Source organism: Zhongshania antarctica (assembly GCF_014202945.1).
In the GTDB taxonomy this organism is placed as follows: Bacteria; Pseudomonadota; Gammaproteobacteria; order Pseudomonadales; family Spongiibacteraceae; genus Spongiibacter; species Spongiibacter antarcticus.
Genome location: NZ_JACHHW010000003.1, coordinates 14,770 through 32,399 on the forward strand (window position 1 = coordinate 14,770; position 17,630 = coordinate 32,399).

Annotated in this window: 17 protein-coding genes; 13 read left to right on the forward strand and 4 right to left on the reverse strand. The window is 50.1% G+C overall.

Features of this window, described 5'->3' with window-relative positions; all coding sequences use genetic code 11:
* Window positions 1–5: 5 nt before the first annotated feature.
* The 8 genes from HNQ57_RS05160 (at window position 6) to HNQ57_RS05195 (ending at window position 8,518) form a co-directional block, all read left to right on the forward strand.
* Entirely contained in the window at window positions 6–272 is a 267-nt protein-coding gene (locus tag HNQ57_RS05160; protein ID WP_008248554.1) for a DUF4404 family protein, read from the forward strand.
* A 395-nt stretch (window positions 273–667) separates the two neighbouring features.
* Window positions 668–1,954, forward strand: coding sequence for an OprO/OprP family phosphate-selective porin (locus HNQ57_RS05165; protein ID WP_184461552.1), 1,287 nt, complete (start codon window positions 668–670; stop codon window positions 1,952–1,954).
* 1 nt (window position 1,955) lies between these two features.
* Window positions 1,956–2,765, forward strand: a complete 810-nt coding sequence (locus HNQ57_RS05170) for a phosphate/phosphite/phosphonate ABC transporter substrate-binding protein (RefSeq protein WP_184461553.1) — start codon at window positions 1,956–1,958, stop codon at window positions 2,763–2,765.
* 142 nt (window positions 2,766–2,907) lie between these two features.
* Window positions 2,908–5,043, forward strand: a complete 2,136-nt coding sequence (locus tag HNQ57_RS05175; RefSeq protein ID WP_184461554.1) for a response regulator — start codon at window positions 2,908–2,910, stop codon at window positions 5,041–5,043.
* 25 nt (window positions 5,044–5,068) lie between these two features.
* The gene (locus HNQ57_RS05180; protein WP_184461555.1) at window positions 5,069–5,749 is read left to right on the forward strand and encodes a VIT1/CCC1 transporter family protein; all 681 of its coding nucleotides are present in this window, start codon (window positions 5,069–5,071) and stop codon (window positions 5,747–5,749) included.
* A gap of 155 nt (window positions 5,750–5,904) precedes the next feature.
* Entirely contained in the window at window positions 5,905–6,648 is a 744-nt protein-coding gene (locus HNQ57_RS05185; RefSeq protein ID WP_008248560.1) for a TerC family protein, read from the forward strand.
* A gap of 49 nt (window positions 6,649–6,697) precedes the next feature.
* Window positions 6,698–7,945, forward strand: coding sequence for a PGAP1-like alpha/beta domain-containing protein (locus HNQ57_RS05190; protein WP_184461556.1), 1,248 nt, complete (start codon window positions 6,698–6,700; stop codon window positions 7,943–7,945).
* 36 nt (window positions 7,946–7,981) lie between these two features.
* The gene (locus HNQ57_RS05195; RefSeq protein WP_184461930.1) at window positions 7,982–8,518 is read left to right on the forward strand and encodes an O-acetyl-ADP-ribose deacetylase; all 537 of its coding nucleotides are present in this window, start codon (window positions 7,982–7,984) and stop codon (window positions 8,516–8,518) included.
* Here HNQ57_RS05195 and HNQ57_RS05200 read toward each other — a convergent pair.
* Window positions 8,490–8,945 carry a TlpA family protein disulfide reductase gene (locus HNQ57_RS05200; protein WP_184461557.1) on the reverse strand — a complete coding sequence of 152 codons (456 nt, stop codon included), beginning with the start codon at window positions 8,943–8,945 and terminating at the stop codon, window positions 8,490–8,492. The two genes, HNQ57_RS05195 and HNQ57_RS05200, sit on opposite strands and share 29 nt — an antisense overlap.
* 85 nt (window positions 8,946–9,030) lie before the next feature.
* Here HNQ57_RS05200 and arsC point away from each other — a divergent pair, with 85 nt between their 5' ends.
* Genes arsC through sppA form a run of 4 tightly spaced genes read left to right on the forward strand, consistent with a single transcriptional unit; the run spans window position 9,031 to window position 12,230 of the window.
* A complete protein-coding gene (gene arsC, locus HNQ57_RS05205) occupies window positions 9,031–9,384 on the forward strand; it encodes an arsenate reductase (glutaredoxin) (RefSeq protein WP_184461558.1) in 354 nt (117 codons plus the stop codon).
* Between the two features lie 35 nt (window positions 9,385–9,419).
* Window positions 9,420–10,016, forward strand: coding sequence for an NAD(P)H:quinone oxidoreductase (gene wrbA / locus HNQ57_RS05210; RefSeq protein WP_184461559.1), 597 nt, complete (start codon window positions 9,420–9,422; stop codon window positions 10,014–10,016).
* Between the two features lie 7 nt (window positions 10,017–10,023).
* A complete protein-coding gene (locus HNQ57_RS05215) occupies window positions 10,024–10,416 on the forward strand; it encodes a DUF2069 domain-containing protein (RefSeq protein ID WP_008248567.1) in 393 nt (130 codons plus the stop codon).
* Window positions 10,413–12,230: a signal peptide peptidase SppA gene (sppA, locus tag HNQ57_RS05220; protein WP_184461560.1), complete on the forward strand. Its 1,818-nt coding sequence runs from the start codon at window positions 10,413–10,415 to the stop codon at window positions 12,228–12,230. The genes HNQ57_RS05215 and sppA overlap by 4 nt, the downstream gene beginning before the upstream one ends.
* Window positions 12,231–12,323: 93 nt before the next feature.
* On the opposite strand, the gene glpE is transcribed toward sppA, so the two are convergent.
* Complete coding sequence (gene glpE, locus HNQ57_RS05225) at window positions 12,324–12,647, reverse strand: thiosulfate sulfurtransferase GlpE (protein WP_184461561.1); 324 nt, start codon at window positions 12,645–12,647, stop codon at window positions 12,324–12,326.
* 44 nt (window positions 12,648–12,691) lie between these two features.
* On the opposite strand from glpE, the gene HNQ57_RS05230 reads away from it, so the two are divergent.
* Window positions 12,692–13,087: a diacylglycerol kinase family protein gene (locus HNQ57_RS05230; protein ID WP_184461562.1), complete on the forward strand. Its 396-nt coding sequence runs from the start codon at window positions 12,692–12,694 to the stop codon at window positions 13,085–13,087.
* Between the two features lie 41 nt (window positions 13,088–13,128).
* On the opposite strand, the gene HNQ57_RS05235 is transcribed toward HNQ57_RS05230, so the two are convergent.
* Together HNQ57_RS05235 and HNQ57_RS05240 are read right to left on the reverse strand one after the other, a co-directional pair.
* Window positions 13,129–16,272, reverse strand: coding sequence for an efflux RND transporter permease subunit (locus tag HNQ57_RS05235; RefSeq protein ID WP_184461563.1), 3,144 nt, complete (start codon window positions 16,270–16,272; stop codon window positions 13,129–13,131).
* Window positions 16,269–17,498: an efflux RND transporter periplasmic adaptor subunit gene (locus HNQ57_RS05240; RefSeq protein WP_184461564.1), complete on the reverse strand. Its 1,230-nt coding sequence runs from the start codon at window positions 17,496–17,498 to the stop codon at window positions 16,269–16,271. Before HNQ57_RS05240 ends, HNQ57_RS05235 begins: the two co-directional genes overlap by 4 nt.
* Window positions 17,499–17,630: the final 132 nt, after the last annotated feature.

The window sequence follows — 17,630 nt, forward strand, 5'->3', positions numbered from 1 at the left end:
GATTTATGGATCCGAAACAATTACATGAACAATTGCAGCGCCTGCAAAGTGAAATTGATGGGCTGGCCGTCAATCAGGAAAATCGAGCAAAGCTCCACGCAATAGTTGACGACATCGACCGTGAGCTAGGTGTTGGCCCGCAGTTTGTTCTCGAAGACAGCAGCTTGCAAGATCGCTTGGAGGATCTGGTGTCTAATTTTGAAGTTGACCACCCGACGGTGGCGGGAATTTTAAAAGACATTATGGTTAAACTTGCCAGTATCGGGGTATAAGTATCAATTAGAAAAATGGGTTTTATAAGCTTTGCAGCGGCAATGACGCTGTAGCGATGTGTATTTGCAGTGAATTAAGATCATCATGCTTCTTACTTTACATTTCATTTTGCGGCGCATTTTGAGAAAAGCATACTTTTAGTGATAGTGATGACTTCGGGCCGCGTCAGTGTTCGCCGCGGTAATTTATAATAATTATTTTAAATCGTGCTTAAGAACCTGCTATTGCAGGATTTTCAAAAATTTATCCTTTAATTATTTTTCTGGCAGCGCTGAAATGCTGTCACTGGCATTGTACTTGCTGAATGCATAGCACAATGCGAGTAGATGCCACTAGCGGAGTCCTTCTCGGCCTGCTCGCGATATTGATGAATACATACATATAGGATTTTTTTATGAAGCCCTCCCATACTTTATTTGCTATGTCGTTAATGCTCAGTTCGGTTGCATTTGCAGGCTCGGAACTGGATTCTTTATTGGGTGTACTCAAAGCTAACGGCACGATTGATGAGGCCCAGTATCAGCGGCTAATAGCTGAGCAGGCGAGTTCTAAGTCTGAGTTGGCTGAGGCTAGCCTGCCGCGGTCAACGGCAGATGCCAGTAGTGGTTTGAAAATTGTGTCAGCGAATAAACAGTTTTCTGCCCAGCTTGGCGGCCGAGTAGAAGTTCATGGTGCGGTTTACAATGACGATGGCATCAATATGGGGGACGGCACGACCCTGCGTCGCGCCAGAATTTATGTAAAAGGTAAGCTATACGATGATTGGCAGTATAAATTTGAGTACGACTTTGCTGCCAGCGACCTAAAAGGTGTCAAAGATGCTTACTTAAGCTATAGGCTTAAGGAGGGCACGGAGCTTATCGCGGGTAATTACCGAGTGCCATATTCACTTGAGGCCTTGGCCAGTTCGCATGCGAATACGTTTATGGAAAGATCACTGGGTTTTGCCTTTAAGCCAGGTTGGCACTTGGGGGCGGGTGCTAATTTGTCAGGTGCGAACTGGACTTGGAACACGGGTGTATTTGGTGACACAGCCGATCAGAATACAGCCGGTGAAGATGGTGAGTGGATAGTGGGTAGCAGGCTTACGTGGCTGCCCTATCAGGCGAATTCATCGCTTGTACACTTGGGTATTGCGGGGCTCTATGGTGACCGTGGCGACCATTCGGATATGACGTATAAATCTGGCCCTGAAAGTAAAGTGACCAAGATCAATTTAGTTGATACTAAAAAAATAACGGGTGTAGATAGTTACTCTCAGACTGGGTTAGAGGCGGCATTGACCTTAAATCGCTTTAACCTGCAGGCGGAGTATATGGCGGCCACCTTGAGGCGCGGCGAGGGCGATCTAAACTTTGATGGCTGGTATATACAATCTAGTTATTTTCTTACAGCAGATAGCCGGTCTTACAAAAAGGGACGTTATGCGCCGGTTAAACCGCGCAGTATATTGGGCCGCAACGGCATAGGCGCTTGGGAGTTGGCGGTGCGTTTAAGTGAGGTGGATCTAAGTGATGCGGATATTTTTGGCGGACAGCAGCAAGATTTAACCTTGGGATTGAATGTGTACGCAACGCCACAAATTCGTTTTAGCGCTGAATATATCGAGGTTTTAGCGACATCAAATCCTAAGACAGCTGAACCAGAGTTATTCCAGTTGCGTGCAGAGTGGGTGCTGTAAAATGAGAGCTATTATTCTTGCGCTAATATTGTTACAGAGCTTTTTAGTGAATGCCGCTGAATATCGTGTTGGCGTAGTGCCGCAGTTTGAGGCTCGACGTCTTAATCAGGTTTGGTTACCGATACTCGATGAGCTCGCGAAGCGTACCGGCGATAGCTTTGTTTTGGTTACTAGTAAATCTATTCCGGAGTTTGAGGCGAGTTTCCAGCGCGGCGATTTTGATCTTGCGTATATGAATCCATGGCATGCGGTTGTGGCGTATGAAACTCAGCAGTACCTGCCTATAGTCAGAGACGGCGATCGCAAGCTGAAAGGCATATTGGTTGTTCGCAAGGACAGCGGCATTACGAATGTAAAGCAATTGGCGGGCGCTGAAATTGCTTTTCCGGCACCAAATGCGCTGGGTGCGTCATTATTAATGCGTGCAGATTTAAAAATGATTCATGGTATTGATATCACTCCCAAGTATGTTGATACGCATTCTTCGGTTTACTTGAATGTTGCACTACAATCAACAAAGGCTGGTGGTGGGGTAAAACGAACCCTGAAGGAGCAAGCACCAGCATTGCAAGATATGTTGATGGTACTCTACGAAACTCGGGCGGTGAATCCCCATCCCATCGTCGTTCACCCGAGGGTATCGTTAGATGCGGCACAAAGAATTAGTGAGGCCTTACTGGCGATGACATCTGAGCTTGATGCCCAGAAAATACTTGCCGAAATTCCCATGCGACGAGCGGTAGCGACAAATATCGATGAGTATTTACCCTTGACGGACTGGGGACTACATGACTTCTACGTACCGAAGTAAATGGCTTTATGGCCTAAAAACTCAAAGCCTTTTGGTCGCGGGGTTTTTGGGCTTTGTTGTTTGCTGTTTACTTGTTTTTTATACTTTGCCCAGTCAAGACCGGTGGGTAAAAAGAGAGCTGACCACCGCAGCGGAGCGGTCCTTGCGGCAGCTGTCAGCCTCTATCGTAACGTCATTATTAAGTCATCAATATGCAGAGCTCTATGAAAGCCTTGATGCGCAACTTAGTGAGCATAGAAATTGGCTGAGAATTAAAGTGTCAGACGCAGAGGGAAAACAGCTATACCCTCTCGGAAGTTGGACGTTAGGCCTGGAAGAAGGCGATATCATTATTTCTCATGACATTCGGTTTTTGGATAAAAACCTTGGCCGAATTGTGCTGGTTGCTAATTTTGGCGCGGAGTTACGTGAAGGCTATCGTCTACAATTTACCTTAGCTTCTGTTCTGTTTCTAGCGTTAATGCTTGTTTTTGGTGTGGTCTATTATTTGATTAACAGGACGGTTATCACACCGCTACGAGGATTGATGGCGTCATTTCAGCAGCTTGCTGATGGCGATTATCACTCTCCCTTACCAAGGGTGTTTAATAATGAGGTTGCGAATGTGGTTGCTGGCTTTGCGGAAATGCGCGGCAATATTGAGCGCCACCAGGCTAAGCTTGAGATCTTAAGGCAAGAGGCGGAGCTGGCTAATCGCGCTAAATCTGAATTTTTATCCAGTATGAGTCATGAACTGCGCACGCCGCTCAATGCAATTTTGGGGCTGGCGCAATTATTTGAATATGACGATGCTGCAAGTGACGTCTATAAAAACCACGGTAAGAATATTTATAACGCCGGCGAATATTTGCTGTCGCTGATTAATGATGTACTTGATTTGACCTTAATTGAGTCCAGAAATATTAATCTCAATATTGAGCGTTTCAGCGTTGCCGATGTAGTTGGCGAATGCGTGAACTTGGTGACCTCAACCGCCAGTGGGCAGGGAATTAGCATATATTTTACCCGGCCAGTCCCCGATGATATTTTGATTGCCGGTGACTACACGAGACTAAAACAGTCGATTTTAAATTTATTGTCCAATGCGGTTAAGTATAACTGTGCTGCTGGAATGGTTACCGTCAGCTATTTACGGCGCGAAGGCCAGGTTAGAATTTGCATTGATGATACTGGCAGGGGCTTGGCGCAAGAGCAGATAGATAAGCTTTTTACACCGTTTGATCGCCTTGGTGCCGAGTTGGGTGCAACCCAGGGAACCGGTATTGGTCTGGTTATTACCAAGCAACTGGTTGAATTAATGGGCGGCGTGATGGGGGCCGAAAGCGTTGTGGGGCGGGGCTCAACGTTCTGGATTGAAATGCCTTTGGCAACCGATGAAAGTGTTCCAGAGCGAACTTTACCGCCACCGGTAGAAACGGTAGCTATACCGAAAAATGATGCGGTTAACTCAAGGCTGCGGATATTGGTTGCCGAGGATAATACCATTAACCAAGACGTGATTCGCCAGCAATTGGCGCTATTGGGGTATTCAGCGACATTTGCCAATGACGGTTTGGCGGCATGGCAGTGTTTGCAGACTGATGAGTACGATGTACTGTTGACTGATATTCAGATGCCTGAAATGAATGGCTATGAATTGACCAAGCGAATTCGCAAAGCAGAAGTGACCTCCGGAGTTCATTTGCCGATTGTAGCGATTACAGCGAATGTAATGGAAAGTGATGTGTCCGACTGTCTCGCCAGTGGCGCCGACGATTTTATTCCTAAGCCGGTTGAGATTAATACCTTGAAAGAAGTTTTAGCGCGTGTCGATGCCAATCTTGCCCTAGGCGGCCACGCAGTTGAGCAAGGGCCTGATATGGATGCGCCATCTGGCGATGTGGAATCAGAAACGCTTGCTATTGATATTAGTCAGCTGGTTTCCATGATTGGTGACGATGCGTCTATGCACTGCATGATTTTTAAAAGCTTTACCGATTCTAGCCCAGAAAATATTCAGGCAATTCTCGAGGGGCTAAAAGCGCGAAATCCTGAAAATGTGTGTATGCAGGCGCATAAATTTAAATCCTCAGCGCGCTCTATGGGAGCCCATAGTTTGGCCGATACATGTGCTGCGTTAGAGGCGCAGACGCATTTTTCCGCAGGCGGCGATGAGCCTGCCGAGGGTGCATTGAGCGAAGAAGTTTGGTTGAAGCTTGATAACATGGCAGAAAAAATGACTGCGGAGTATGCTGCGGCAAAGCAATTTATCGACGATTATCGTCGGCAGCATGAATGACCTAATTGCGTGACAATGGTGGCTAATGAATCATATTGAAGGGCATCGAGTACACCGCGCAAACTGGTTGCGCGCAGCGGTTTTGGGCGCCAACGATGGTATCGTATCAACGGCGAGTCTAATTGTTGGCGTGGCGGCAGCCAATAGCACTCAAGACAATATAATTATGGTCGGGGTGGCGGGCTTAGTGGCCGGCGCTATGTCGATGGCGGCTGGTGAGTATGTCTCAGTAAGTTCCCAGGCTGATGCCGAGCAGGCAGATTTAGATAAGGAGCGGCGCGAACTCGCTGAGCAGCCAGAGCACGAACATGCTGAAATGACCTCGATATATATTGAGCGGGGTTTAGACGAGCGGCTTGCCGCGGAGGTCGCTACTCAGTTAATGGATTACGATGCCCTTGGCGCGCATGCGCGAGATGAGCTGGGTATTGTTGAGGAGTTTGCCGCACGGCCACTGCAGGCCGCAATCACTTCGGCTGGCAGCTTTGTGCTAGGCGCGGGCTTGCCTCTGCTAGTGGCGCTGTGGGTACCTTTGGCCGCCGTGATTTGGGCGGTGTCGTGCAGCGCCTTGCTTTTTCTTGCGCTACTTGGCGCGCTGGCGGCGCGGGCGGGTGGTGCACCAGTGCTCACCGCGGCCATTCGAGTTTGCTTTTGGGGTGCCCTTGCTATGCTGTTAACGGCGTTAGTGGGTCACTGGTTTGCCTAAGCTAGGACGCTTATTTAACGGTCATTTTTCAAACCTCCGTTCGGCGCTAAAGTAATGTGAATATTTCCCGTTCGGCCAATGTTTTCCTTGTCGGCTTCGTAGTAATGTCGCTTCGGGTTCGATTACGATGTTGCTGCTACTGAGGTTGTTTTAAAATGTTTGAATGGATAGTGAATGCCGATGCTTGGATTGCGCTTTTCACGCTGATGGCTTTAGAAATTGTATTGGGTATCGACAATATTATTTTCATCTCAATACTGGTTGGTCGCTTACCACCAGAGCAGCGTGACCTCGCGCGGAAACTGGGCTTGGGCTTGGCGATGTTGTCACGCTTAGCGCTACTTTTTAGCTTGGTTTGGGTAATGGGCTTGGTTGAACCTTGGTTCACGGCCTTCGGTAACGAGATTTCCGGGCGCGATGTAATCTTGATTTTAGGCGGTCTATTCTTACTTGGTAAGTCGACCCATGAAATTCACAGTAGTTTTGAAGTTACCGAGGAGTCTGGTGTTGCAGTAGCTGTGAGTAGCTTTGGGATGGTCCTGGTGCAAATAGCCATTCTGGATATCGTGTTTTCTCTGGACTCGGTAATTACCGCCGTTGGCTTGGTAGATCACTTATCTATTATGGTAATTGCAGTTGTTGTCTCTGTGCTGGTGATGCTATTCGCCGCCAAACCAATAGGTGATTTTGTCGACGAAAACCCGACCTTTAAAATGTTGGCCTTGTCCTTTTTGATTATGATCGGCCTTACCTTAATAGCTGAGGGCTTTGATGTGCATGTGCCGAAAGGCTATGTGTATTTCGCGATGGCATTTTCGGTACTTGTTGAGGTTTTAAACATGCGAACTCGCCGAGCGCGTGGCGCCAAAATGATAAAATTAAATAAGCAAATTGAGTGAGTTAGCGTATTGGATGACGCCTGCGTGTGCAAAAATTGAAAGGAGTATCATGACGACTGAAGAGCAAAAATTACTAGGCGATGTCCTGGCTGCAGGACGCTTGACGGTCGATGCAATTGCTGGCGTAAGCGACATTGCGGAGGGCTTGCACCATGCGATTATTACAGTAGGTGGCGTACTAAGTACGAATGCCCCTGCCTTGGATGGCGAAACTACCCCAGTGAATAAACGCACGGGCGGTATTAGTGGCTTGGTGTATCGCAGTATCCGTCAGGTGAATGGTTTGCTGGGGTTTGGACTGGATGTCTTGATTCCGCGTTTGACGAGCAAAATCACCGACAACCAAAGTGCACCGGGCCGGGCCGCCGTCGTATCAGCACTGAACGGCGTGCTTGGGGATCACCTCGAGCGAAAAGGCAATCCACTCGCAATCGTCATGGCCTTCTGTCGCGATGGCAAAGCCCTTGACAATAATGAATTGAGAGCCCTGCTGGCAGGCCAGCAGCGGATTGCCATCTTTGTTCACGGTTTGTGCATGAACGATCAGCAGTGGACTCGCAAGGGTCACAATCACGGCGATGCCTTGGCGGATGAGCAGGGCTTTACTGCCCTGTATCTTCGTTATAACTCCGGCTTACACACCTCAGAGAATGGTCGCGCTTTTGCGAATTTGCTAGAGCAGCTTAGTGATTGTGTGCAGGCGGACACCGAGTTCTATATTGTCGCCCACAGTATGGGTGGTCTGGTGTCGCGAAGTGCCTGTCATTACGGCGTGCAAGAAGGCCAGCGCTGGCCACAGCAGTTGCGGAAATTGGTGTTTCTGGGGACGCCACACCATGGCGCTGTTCTTGAACGCGGTGGAAATTGGATCGACGTGCTACTGGATACAAATCCCTACAGCTCGCCGTTTGCGCGCTTGACTAAGATTCGTAGCAGCGGAATTACCGATTTGCGGTACGGCAATGTTGTGGACGAAGATTGGAATGGCTGTGATCGTTTTGATATGGCTGGCGATACCCGAATGCCGATCCCTCTGCCACAGGGCGTAGCGTGTTATGCCATTGCTGCGACGACGTCGGTTGATGCGCACCCTGTGATAAATAGTGTGATTGGCGACGGCTTGGTCTCCGTTAGTAGTGCACTCGGTCGTCACCGCGATCCCTCGCGCCATCTTGGATTTGACGACGATCATCAGTGGCTGGGTCAAGGCGTAAATCATATGGCGCTGCTCAATCGCTCGGAGGTTTATGAAGTGCTTAAGTCATTTCTGGCGTCTTCGCCGGGTGTTAGTCAATAAAAGCCCCGTGCAGTTGAATGAGGGTTTGCGGTGACGATGCCACGCTTTCATATAATCGAAGGCGATATCTGTACAATGGCCGTCGACGCCATTGTGAATGCCGCCAATTCTACCTTGCTTGGCGGTGGTGGTGTGGACGGTGTAATTCATCGGGCGGCAGGGCCGGCGTTGTTGGCCTATTGCCGCCAGTTGCAGGGCTGTGACACCGGGGATGCAAAACTGAGCCCCGGCTTTTTACTTCCTGCCCGAGCCGTTATCCATACTGTTGGCCCGGTATGGCGGGGCGGGCAGCAGGGTGAGGCGGAGTTGCTGGCGTCGTGTTATCGCCGCTGCATTCAACTTGCCGAGGCCGAAGGTTTTAAGTCCATTGCGTTTCCCGCGATCAGTTGCGGGGTTTACGCCTACCCTCATCGTGAGGCGACTGAAATTGCGGTCGCGACACTGCGACGCTGCACTCCAAATAGCGCGCTGCAAAACATTTATTTAGTTGCGTTCAGTAGCGAAATGGCAGCGCATTGGGCTGCCGCATGTGCGGCAGCGAGTCCTAGTGCTGGTTCGCGGCACGCTTTATAGCGCTGGCGAGGCTCTCTCTGGTTTGGGGGCCGGTGAGCGTGGCCCTTACCTTGCCGTTCGCGTCGAGTAATAGCGTGGTTGGCAATACCTGTGGCCGAGGTACGTCGAGCTGGGGGGCTGGGTCAGCGCTCAGCGAGGGAAATGCAATACCCATCTCCGCAATGGCCGCCGTTAAGGCCTCACCTTCTAAACCGTCGTAGTTAACACCGTATACCTTAATGTCAGTGTTGGCCTTGGCAAATTCGTTTAGGTCTGGAATTTCCTCTCGGCAAGGGCCGCACCACGTTGCCCAATAATTGATGAGCTGCCACTTTCCCTGGCTAAATTGCCCAGCTTTGCCGTCGATCGTGGTGAAATCGGGTTTGCTACAGGCGCTGATGCCCAATAAGAGTAAAAAAAATAGTGACCTAATTGGCTTTGTGTCCATGTAAATACTCGATGCTGGTCCTGCCGACGGGCTGGGCGGTGTATAATGCCGCGATAAAATTACTGATGTATGACGCGGGGAGCGTATGGCTGATTATACCATTTACCACAATCCACGGTGCTCAAAATCCAGGCAAACCTTGCAGATACTCACCGACAAGGGTATCGAACCTGAAATTATAGCGTATCTCGAAACGCCGCCGTCGGCGACTGAGCTAAAGCAGCTTATTGTAAAGCTCGGGATTAGCCCTCGGCAATTGCTGCGTAAAGGCGAAGATGCCTATAAGGCATTGGGCTTGGCAGATACAAGTAAAAGTGATGCCCAGTTAATCGCGGCCATGGCGGCCGAACCCAAATTGATTGAACGACCGATTGTGGTGAAGGCTAAGCGCGCGGTGCTGGGTCGACCGCCTGAAAATGTCTTGGCGCTGATTGATTAAGTGGACGAGCGCAAAGATTTAAGAGGGCGTATTTCGTGAGTAGTGATTCCTTTATATTGGTTTTGTATTACAGTCGCCACGGCGCCACTGAACGCTTGGCGCAGCAGATTGCCAGAGGGGTAGAGCAAGCGGGCGTTGAGGCGAGAATTCGTACTGTGCCCGCTGTGTCTGCGGTTTGTGAAGCGACCGCCGATGAGATTCCCGAGAGCGGCCACCTGTATGCTAGCGAAGATGACCTGCGTGATTGTGCGGGCCTGCTTTTGGGGAGCCCCACGCGTTTTGGCAATATGGCCGCACCGTTAAAGTATTTTCTCGATGGCACATCGAGTTTGTGGATGAGCGGGGCCCTGATAGGTAAGCCTGCGGGGGTGTTTACCTCTAGCGCGAGCATGCACGGCGGCCAAGAGAGTACGTTGTTAACAATGATGATGCCGTTACTTCATCACGGTATGGTGATTGCAGGCTTGCCGTACAGCGAAGCTGCGTTAACGACTACCCAAAGTGGCGGAACCCCTTACGGGGCTTCACATGTGGCTGGGCAAGATGGGCGGGCGGTAGACAGTACCGAACTTGAATTGGCGGCGGCATTGGGTCGGCGCATCGCAGTATTAAGTAAAAAGCTGCAATCCTGAGGTAAATATGACGGTAATAGAAAAGCGCGCGCTGTTCGCTGCATGGGCAATGAAAATAAGCTATATCGCTTTTTTATTGAGTCTGACCCTTGGTACATGGGTATGGGTTCAAGAAGGGCGGCAGCCGAGTATCAGTATTTGGTTAATTCGCACCGTGCCGATACTGCTGTTTGCCTACGGGGTATTTAAGCACCAGCTGCGCAGTATCGCCTGGCTGTGTTTTGCGATTTTAATGTATTTTGCGATGGCGGTAACCGAGGCGATGTCGCCTTATGTTATTTGGTTTAATTATATTGAGTTAGCGGTAGTCGTTGTGTTGTTTTGCAGCGCGACGGCGTTTATTCGCTGGCAGGCACAAATGCTTAAGGCTAAGCAGGCAGAGGGGACGGCAAGCGAATGACAGTGACTAAAAAACGAGGTTTTTTCTCGCGCATAGTCGCGATTATTGAGGGCACTCGGCGCTGGGTGTTCAATATATTGTTTGTTATTTTTGTCGGTGTTGTCCTCACCGCCGTGTTCACCTCTGTCAGTGTGAGTGTGCCAGACGGTGCCGTGCTTATTGTTACACCGGAAGGGATCGTTGTAGATCAAATTACTGCTGTTGACGCCTTAACTCAGCTAAGCGCAAGCGGTTTACCTACCGAAACCTTGCTCAGCGATTTGATTGAAACGGTGGATTTGGCAACAGAAGATCCGCGTATAGAGGTGATACTGCTGCAGCTTGATGAGCTTAAACACATTGGTTTGAGCAAAACCCTAGAGCTGTCTGAGTCCATTAATCGCTTTCGCGACAGTGGTAAAACCGTGGTCGCCACCGCCAGTCACTATAATCAGGACCAATATTTACTGGCCAGTTTTGCCGACCAGATTTTTGTTCACAATATGGGCGGGGTCGGCATTGAAGGTTTTGCGGTTATTCGCAATTACTTTTTAGATGCGATTAATAAACTGAAAATCCGCTTTCATGTTTTTAAAGTGGGTAGTTTTAAGTCGGCCATTGAGCCTTTGCTCCGCAACGATATGTCGGATGCGGCGAAGGAATCTAATAAGGCTTGGTTAGATCAGCTCTGGGCAGTGTATAGCGATACCCTGATCGCGCGGCGGGGAATATCGGCCGAGAAACTAGATTTTTATGTGAATCATATTGATGACGTCATGGCCAAGGTCAATGGTGATGCGGCGCAAGCCGCGCTCGATTACGGTTTGGTCGATGGTATTGTCAGTCGCCCAGCATTGCGGTCAATGCTGATTGAGCGAGTAGGCGAAGACAAAGACGGCGCCTATAAACATATTTTCTACCGCGACTATCTTGCCTTGAGTCAAAACCTACGGCCCGCCAAGCCCGCCGGTGTTGGGGTTATTGTGGCAAGTGGCAATATAGTTGATGGCACCCAACCAGCGGGCACTATTGGCGGTGACAGTCTGGCGAGCTTAATTCGTCAGGCTCGTCGTGATAACGATGTTAAAGCGGTGGTGCTACGTATTGACAGTGGCGGTGGTTCGGCTTTTGCGTCTGAGGTTATTCGTGCCGAGCTAGTGCAGCTCCAAGAGGCCGGCAAGCCACTGGTGGTCTCCATGGGTAGTATGGCGGCTTCGGGCGGCTACTGGATTGCAGCGGGGGCAGATGAAATATGGGCGACCCCTGCGACCCTCACCGGTTCCATTGGTATTTTTGGCGCCTTTCCCACAGTAGACGAAATGTTGAGTGGCCTTGGCATTAGTACCGACGGTATTGGTACCAGCGCAGTAGCCGGGAAGTTGCGGCCAGATATTCCGCTAGATCCGATTCTCGAACGCGCAATTCAATCAGGTATAGAATACGGTTACCGTCGCTTTATTGGTATTGTGGCAGACGGCCGAAATAAGCTGGTCGAACAGGTAGAACCGATTGCCGAAGGGCGGGTGTGGAGTGGGGTGGATGCTCAGCAACTGGGTTTGGTCGATCAGCTTGGCGGTTTAAAGCAAGCCGTGGCGTCGGCGGCGGCCTTGGCGGGCTTGTCGGATGCCAGCAGTCGCGTCTTGCGTTTGCCGCTCACGCCTGAAGAAGAGCTGATGCAGCTGCTGCTCGGCTCAGGCATGGTGAAACAACTGATGCAAAGCTCCTCGCCGTTGCTGAGTACCTTAAATAGCGTACTGCCAGCGTGGTCGTCGATGCTGCAATTGCGAGACAGCCGCGGCGTGTATGCCTTCTGTATTATGTGTGTGGCGCCGTAGCACGTCGTTCAATATCAACGGCCGGCACCTGTTGGTGTCGGCACTGGTTTACAGGCGATACCGTTAATATTGCAGTGTACAGCTGCTGAGGTGTTAACCGGCAACGGTATCCTGCGGGTAGAGTTGTCGCCACATTTCAAAGCCACCGTCCATGCTGTAGACCTCGGTGAAATCCTTTTCGACAAAATACTGGGCCGCGCTCTGACTACTGTTGCCATGGTAACAGTAGATAATAAGGGCTTTATCGGGATCCGCAGCCTCGACAAACTGCTGAAGGCTTTGGTTGTCTAGGTGAGTGGCCGCTGGGATATGAGCTGTGGCAAAGGATTGCTCATCGCGAATGTCCGCAAGTTGGCAATTGCCTGCCGCCGCCATTGCGTGTGCATCTTGGGGTGATATATGTTTAAAGTTAGGCATGAGCTTTATCTGAATTGTAAAAAATAGGGAGCCATAGTAACGCGATGAGAGCAAAAACTGAACGCCGTCGGCGCGGCAGCCAATTTTCTTTGTTAGATCGTTTCACCAGTTTGCGTGATGCCTTAAATGGCTTAGGTATATTGTTGGTAGAGCAGCACAACGCGCGTATTCATTTTGTGGTCGCTATTTGCGTATTGGCGCTGGGCCTCTTAACCGGCTTGAGTGGCGTAGAGTGGATTATGGTGTTTGCTGCTATTGCCTTGGTATGGATGGCGGAGGCCTTTAATTCATCGCTAGAGTATTTGGCTGATGCGGCGGTGCCAGAAACCCATGAACTTATCGGTAAGGCCAAAGACGTGGCTGCCGCTGGGGTGCTGATCAGTGCTGGATTCGCAGTTCTGGTCGGGCTTTGGGTGTTTATTCCGGGCTTGATACGTTAAGGCATTACCGCGGGGCGCGGTGATGCCTTTGTGTACACCGCTCAGAAATCCGCGGCAAGCTCGCGGCGAGACTTGGAACCGGCAAGCCCGCGCATATCTTCTAATGCCATATACATACAGGGAATGAGAATCAAGGTTATTACCGTCGCGAATATTATGCCAAAGCCGAGCGATACCGCCATGGGAATAACAAACTGGGCCTGAACGCTGTCTTCCATCAGCATCGGCAGCAAGCCAAAGAAGGTCGTTAGCGAGGTCAGTAAAATGGCCCTGAAACGCATGCAGCCAGAATTGACCACCGCGTCTAAAAGGCGTTCGCCCCTCGCCAAAGCCGAGTTAATAAAGTCGACCATGATCAAGCTGTCGTTGACAACGACGCCGGATAGAGCAATAACACCAAAAAATGACATCATGCTAAACGAGATGTCGAGCACAATGTGACCGACAACCGCGCCAATGATGCCGAAAGGAATTACTCCCATAATAATAAATGGTTGTAAGTACGAGCGCAGTGGTATGGCGAGCAGGGCGTATATGCCAAATAGCGCTACCACAAAGCCTATTGCTAGGCTTGTCATTAGCGTGCCCATTTCTTCGCTTTCGCCGCTGAACTGAACTTTAACCCCTGGGTAGCGACTGCCAAAATGCACTTTAATCACATTGGCCATGACATCTGAGGTTACCGAGCTGGGACTGGTAAATTCCTTGTCGACTTGTGCGGTAACATTGATTGAGCGCTCGCCGTCAATACGTTTGCGTTGGCTAAAGCCCGGCTCAAATTTAATATCGGCAACACTGCTCAGCGGGATATAAGCTTGGTCGGCGGAACGAATATACATGTTTTGCAGGTCTGAAACCGCTTCGCGCTCTTCTCTTGGGTAGCGCACCATCACTTTCACTTCGTCGTTGCCGCGTTGGATTCGTTGAGCTTCGGCGCCATAAAAGGTGTCTCGTAACTGGCGACCTAAGGACGCCGAGTTGATCCCTAAAATTTCGGCGCTAGGTTTTATTTCTAAAACAATTTCATCCTGAATGGCGCTGGCGCCATTGCGAATATCAAAGACCCCCTTGTAGTGGCTGAGGACACCTTCTAAATCTTTGGCGGCGGCTTCGAGCTGGCTGTCGGAGTTGCTGCTCAATTTAAATGAAATGGCTGGGCCAGAGCTTTGATCGGCGCTGCTCACGGACATAATTTTGGCACCGGGGATGTCGCCAATTTGTTGGCGCCAGCGACGTGCAACTTCAGCACCGTCAATGTCACGCTGCTCATTTTTAGTGAGTTCCACCATAAAGCTCACCATGCGGCCAGATGAACCGAAAGCCATAACATGGCTAATAAGACGCTTGTTATCACTGGCGGCGTGCTGGCTTTGGTAGTCGGCATCTACTTCGCGCAGTGCCTTGTCCATTTGTTCAAAGGCCAGTCGGGTCTGGGTCTCAGGCGTACCCTCGGTCATTTCTAAATTGGCCTTGATAAAATCGCTAGGTACCTCGGGTATCATCACAAAACGAACGATGCCGCCCATAATTAGGCCCGCGGTGACAATAAGTAAGGCGAGAAAAATCGCACCTGTTACATAGCGTTTGGCGATGGCTTTGTGGATAAAGGGCCGATAATAATTATCAACGAAATTAGTAAGTACCCTGTTTGAGTAGCGGGGGATACGGTCTAGTTGGAGCCAGAATCCACTGGTGCCCGGCTTGCTGTGAGCGAGGTGAGCCGGCAGTATCCACTTGGATTCTATTAATGAAAAACACAGGCAAAGGATGACAACCCAGCCCACAGACTCAGGAAAGGGTGCAAATGCACCGTCGGTAAACAGGGTGGGTGAAAATGCCATGATGGTGGTAAGTACACCAAACGTGGCTGGGGTCGCAACCCGCAGTGCGCCGGTAATGACAGTGTCTATGGAGTGACCTTTATTCTCCGCTTCCGCATACGCACTTTCGCCGATAATGATAGCGTCGTCGACGACAATGCCTAATACCAAAATAAAGCCGAATAGGCTCAGCATATTTAGGCTGATGCCTATTAATGGCATTATGGCAAAGGTGCCTAGGAAACATATCGGCAGACCAACCATAACCCAAAAGGCAAGTTTAACATTGAGAAATAAACCGAGCACAATAAACACCAGCAGGGCACCCATGCCGAGGTTCTTTAGCATCATGTCCATGCGGCCTTGAAGATAGAAGGTGATGTCGGCCCAGGTGTCGATACTAACCCCGTCGGGCAGAGCACCGCGTTTTTGTGCAACGTAATTTTTGGCGGCATTAGCAACAGTAATTAAGTCTTGGTTACCGACGGCAAATACCTGCAAGCCGATACTGGCTTCGCTGTCGAAAAAAGAAAAGCCGTCTTGTTCTACAAAACCATCGCGAATGGTGGCTATATCACCTAGCGTCAGTCGCGTGCCATCGGGGTGGGTGATTAGTACTAAACGCTCAAATTCGTGCTGATGGCGCGCCTGGCCGCGGGTGCGCAGCATAATATCGCCATTACTGGTTTTAATGGATCCGCCGGGCAAATCAAGGGATGAGCGTCGAATAGCCTCGGCAACCTCACTGAGACTTAAGCCGTATTGCAGCAGAGTATGCTCGGGTATTTCAATGCTGATTTCAAATTCGCGCGCGCCATTTATTTGAACGTAGGCGATGCTGTCGTCCAGCATAAGCTCTTGCTTAACTTCTTCCGCGAGATTCTTTAATCCGCGCTCATCAAGGTTGCCATAGAGCTGAATATTCAGCGCGTGATTATTAAAATCGACACGTTTAACAATCGGGCGTTCGGCTTGCTCTGGAAAGCTGATAATACCGTCGACGGCACTTTTAATTTCGTCCATTACCGCCAAGGTATCGTAGCCATCGAATATTTCTATGATAAGTGAGGCGACGGACTCGTCGGATGTGGATTCGACACTTTCGATGGATTCAATGTCTTTAAGGGCTTCCTCAATTTTAAGGACAACGCCTTTCTCTACCTCGTCTGGGGTGGCACCAGGGTAGGGGACGGTGATGCTGACGATATTTAATTCGAATTCAGGCTGTACCGTACGTTGAATACTCAGCGCTGAGCCGATACCAATACCGATGATAATAATCATCATCAAGTTTGCCGCCACGGAGTTTCGGGCAAACCAAGGAATAATGCCTTTGTGGGTGTCGAATTCGGGAATTAAACTCATTGCGGTATGGACCGAACGTTGAGGGTGGCAATATTGTTGTGCTGGCCCATTGATTCAATCAGGCTGCTGGTGTTGCTTTGGTGGTTGATTTTGACCTTGGTGCCGGCAACGGCATTGGGGATGGTCGACAGGCAAATTAAGTCGCCGTTATCGAGGCCCTCGTAAACATAGACCAGTTTGCCCTCCGTGCGGAGCGTTTTGACCTCGCGGTTTGTTAATTTTTGCTCTTTGTCGAGCACCCACACTTTATTGCCAGCGCGCAATATATAGCGTGGTATGGCAATTAATTCATCGATTTGCTTGCCGCTGATTTCGGCTTTGACAAAGCTGCCCATCATTAATGTTTCGCCTGGGCTATCGAGCCGATAGGGGTCATTAATTTCGGCAACAACAAATAATACGCGGCTGCGCTCATCGAGTACGCCCTCGGTACGCACGACAGCACCCTGCCAGTGTTGGCCGAGATCATTTTCAAAGCTTACTTTGGGCGCAGCGTTTGGCTGACGACCACTGGGCAAGTCAAGGTAGCGAAGACGGTCTGCCGGAATGGGCAGGCGAACTTCGGCGCGGTCAACGGCAAAAATATCACCAAGTTGGCTGCCAGTAGTGACATATTGGCCAAGATCGACATTACGGCTTTTAATAATGCCGCGATAGGGCGCGCGAATTTTGGTGCGACTAAGGTTGTTTTGGGCGTAGCTGAGGTCGGCTAACGCGGCTTGCAAACGCGCTTCGGCTTCTTTTAATTGGGGTTCCCGTAAGGCGAGGCTTAAGGCGTCGTTATTGGCGTGTTTGCGAGGATATTTTCTCAGGTCTTCTTTGGCAACGGCGGCCATGCCTTTTTCATGACTAAGATTACTTTCGGCTGCGGCTAGGTTGGCTTCGGCACGCTTTAACTCAACCTGATAATTGCGGTCATCAATGGTGAGTAGGAGTGTATTTGCTGCAACGATGCCGCCACTTTCAAATTGCGGAGCAACCGCGACGACCTTGCCCGAGACCTCAGATACCAAGTTGGTTTGCGTGCGCGGTTGCACATTGCCTTGGGAGTTAACGGGAATAGAGAGTGTCTGTTTCTCTGCGACGGCAACATCGACGATCAATTCTGGTGGGACAATGGTAATTGTCTCTGCCGGGGGCTTGAGCGCGTAAAAAACGCCAGCAATAACAGTGGCAACTAAAAGAATGATCGCCGCGATGACGGCTTGATTAGACTGTTTCAACACGCTGAGGGTCTCTGTGGGGCCTAATGATATTCGTCATCGCATTTGATAGCGAATGCCTCGTACCGCTGGGTTGGCGGGCGTCTGAGACCCGCAAAGTAGCTAAGACGCTGTCATTGTATCGTTATAGTCGAC

Bases quoted from the DNA above. Each gene is read 5' to 3' on its own strand.
- HNQ57_RS05215 (WP_008248567.1), top strand. From the start codon at position 10,024: ATGACGGTAATAGAAAAGCGCGCGCTGTTCGCTGCATGGGCAATGAAA.
- HNQ57_RS05170 (WP_184461553.1), top strand. From the start codon at position 1,956: ATGAGAGCTATTATTCTTGCGCTAATATTGTTACAGAGCTTTTTAGTG.
- arsC (WP_184461558.1), top strand. From the start codon at position 9,031: ATGGCTGATTATACCATTTACCACAATCCACGGTGCTCAAAATCCAGG.
- glpE (WP_184461561.1), bottom strand. From the start codon at position 12,647: ATGCCTAACTTTAAACATATATCACCCCAAGATGCACACGCAATGGCG.
- HNQ57_RS05190 (WP_184461556.1), top strand. From the start codon at position 6,698: ATGACGACTGAAGAGCAAAAATTACTAGGCGATGTCCTGGCTGCAGGA.
- HNQ57_RS05200 (WP_184461557.1), bottom strand. From the start codon at position 8,945: ATGGACACAAAGCCAATTAGGTCACTATTTTTTTTACTCTTATTGGGC.
- HNQ57_RS05185 (WP_008248560.1), top strand. From the start codon at position 5,905: ATGTTTGAATGGATAGTGAATGCCGATGCTTGGATTGCGCTTTTCACG.
- HNQ57_RS05230 (WP_184461562.1), top strand. From the start codon at position 12,692: ATGAGAGCAAAAACTGAACGCCGTCGGCGCGGCAGCCAATTTTCTTTG.
- HNQ57_RS05235 (WP_184461563.1), bottom strand. From the start codon at position 16,272: ATGAGTTTAATTCCCGAATTCGACACCCACAAAGGCATTATTCCTTGG.
- HNQ57_RS05180 (WP_184461555.1), top strand. From the start codon at position 5,069: ATGAATCATATTGAAGGGCATCGAGTACACCGCGCAAACTGGTTGCGC.
- HNQ57_RS05165 (WP_184461552.1), top strand. From the start codon at position 668: ATGAAGCCCTCCCATACTTTATTTGCTATGTCGTTAATGCTCAGTTCG.
- HNQ57_RS05160 (WP_008248554.1), top strand. From the start codon at position 6: ATGGATCCGAAACAATTACATGAACAATTGCAGCGCCTGCAAAGTGAA.
- sppA (WP_184461560.1), top strand. From the start codon at position 10,413: ATGACAGTGACTAAAAAACGAGGTTTTTTCTCGCGCATAGTCGCGATT.
- HNQ57_RS05195 (WP_184461930.1), top strand. From the start codon at position 7,982: ATGCCACGCTTTCATATAATCGAAGGCGATATCTGTACAATGGCCGTC.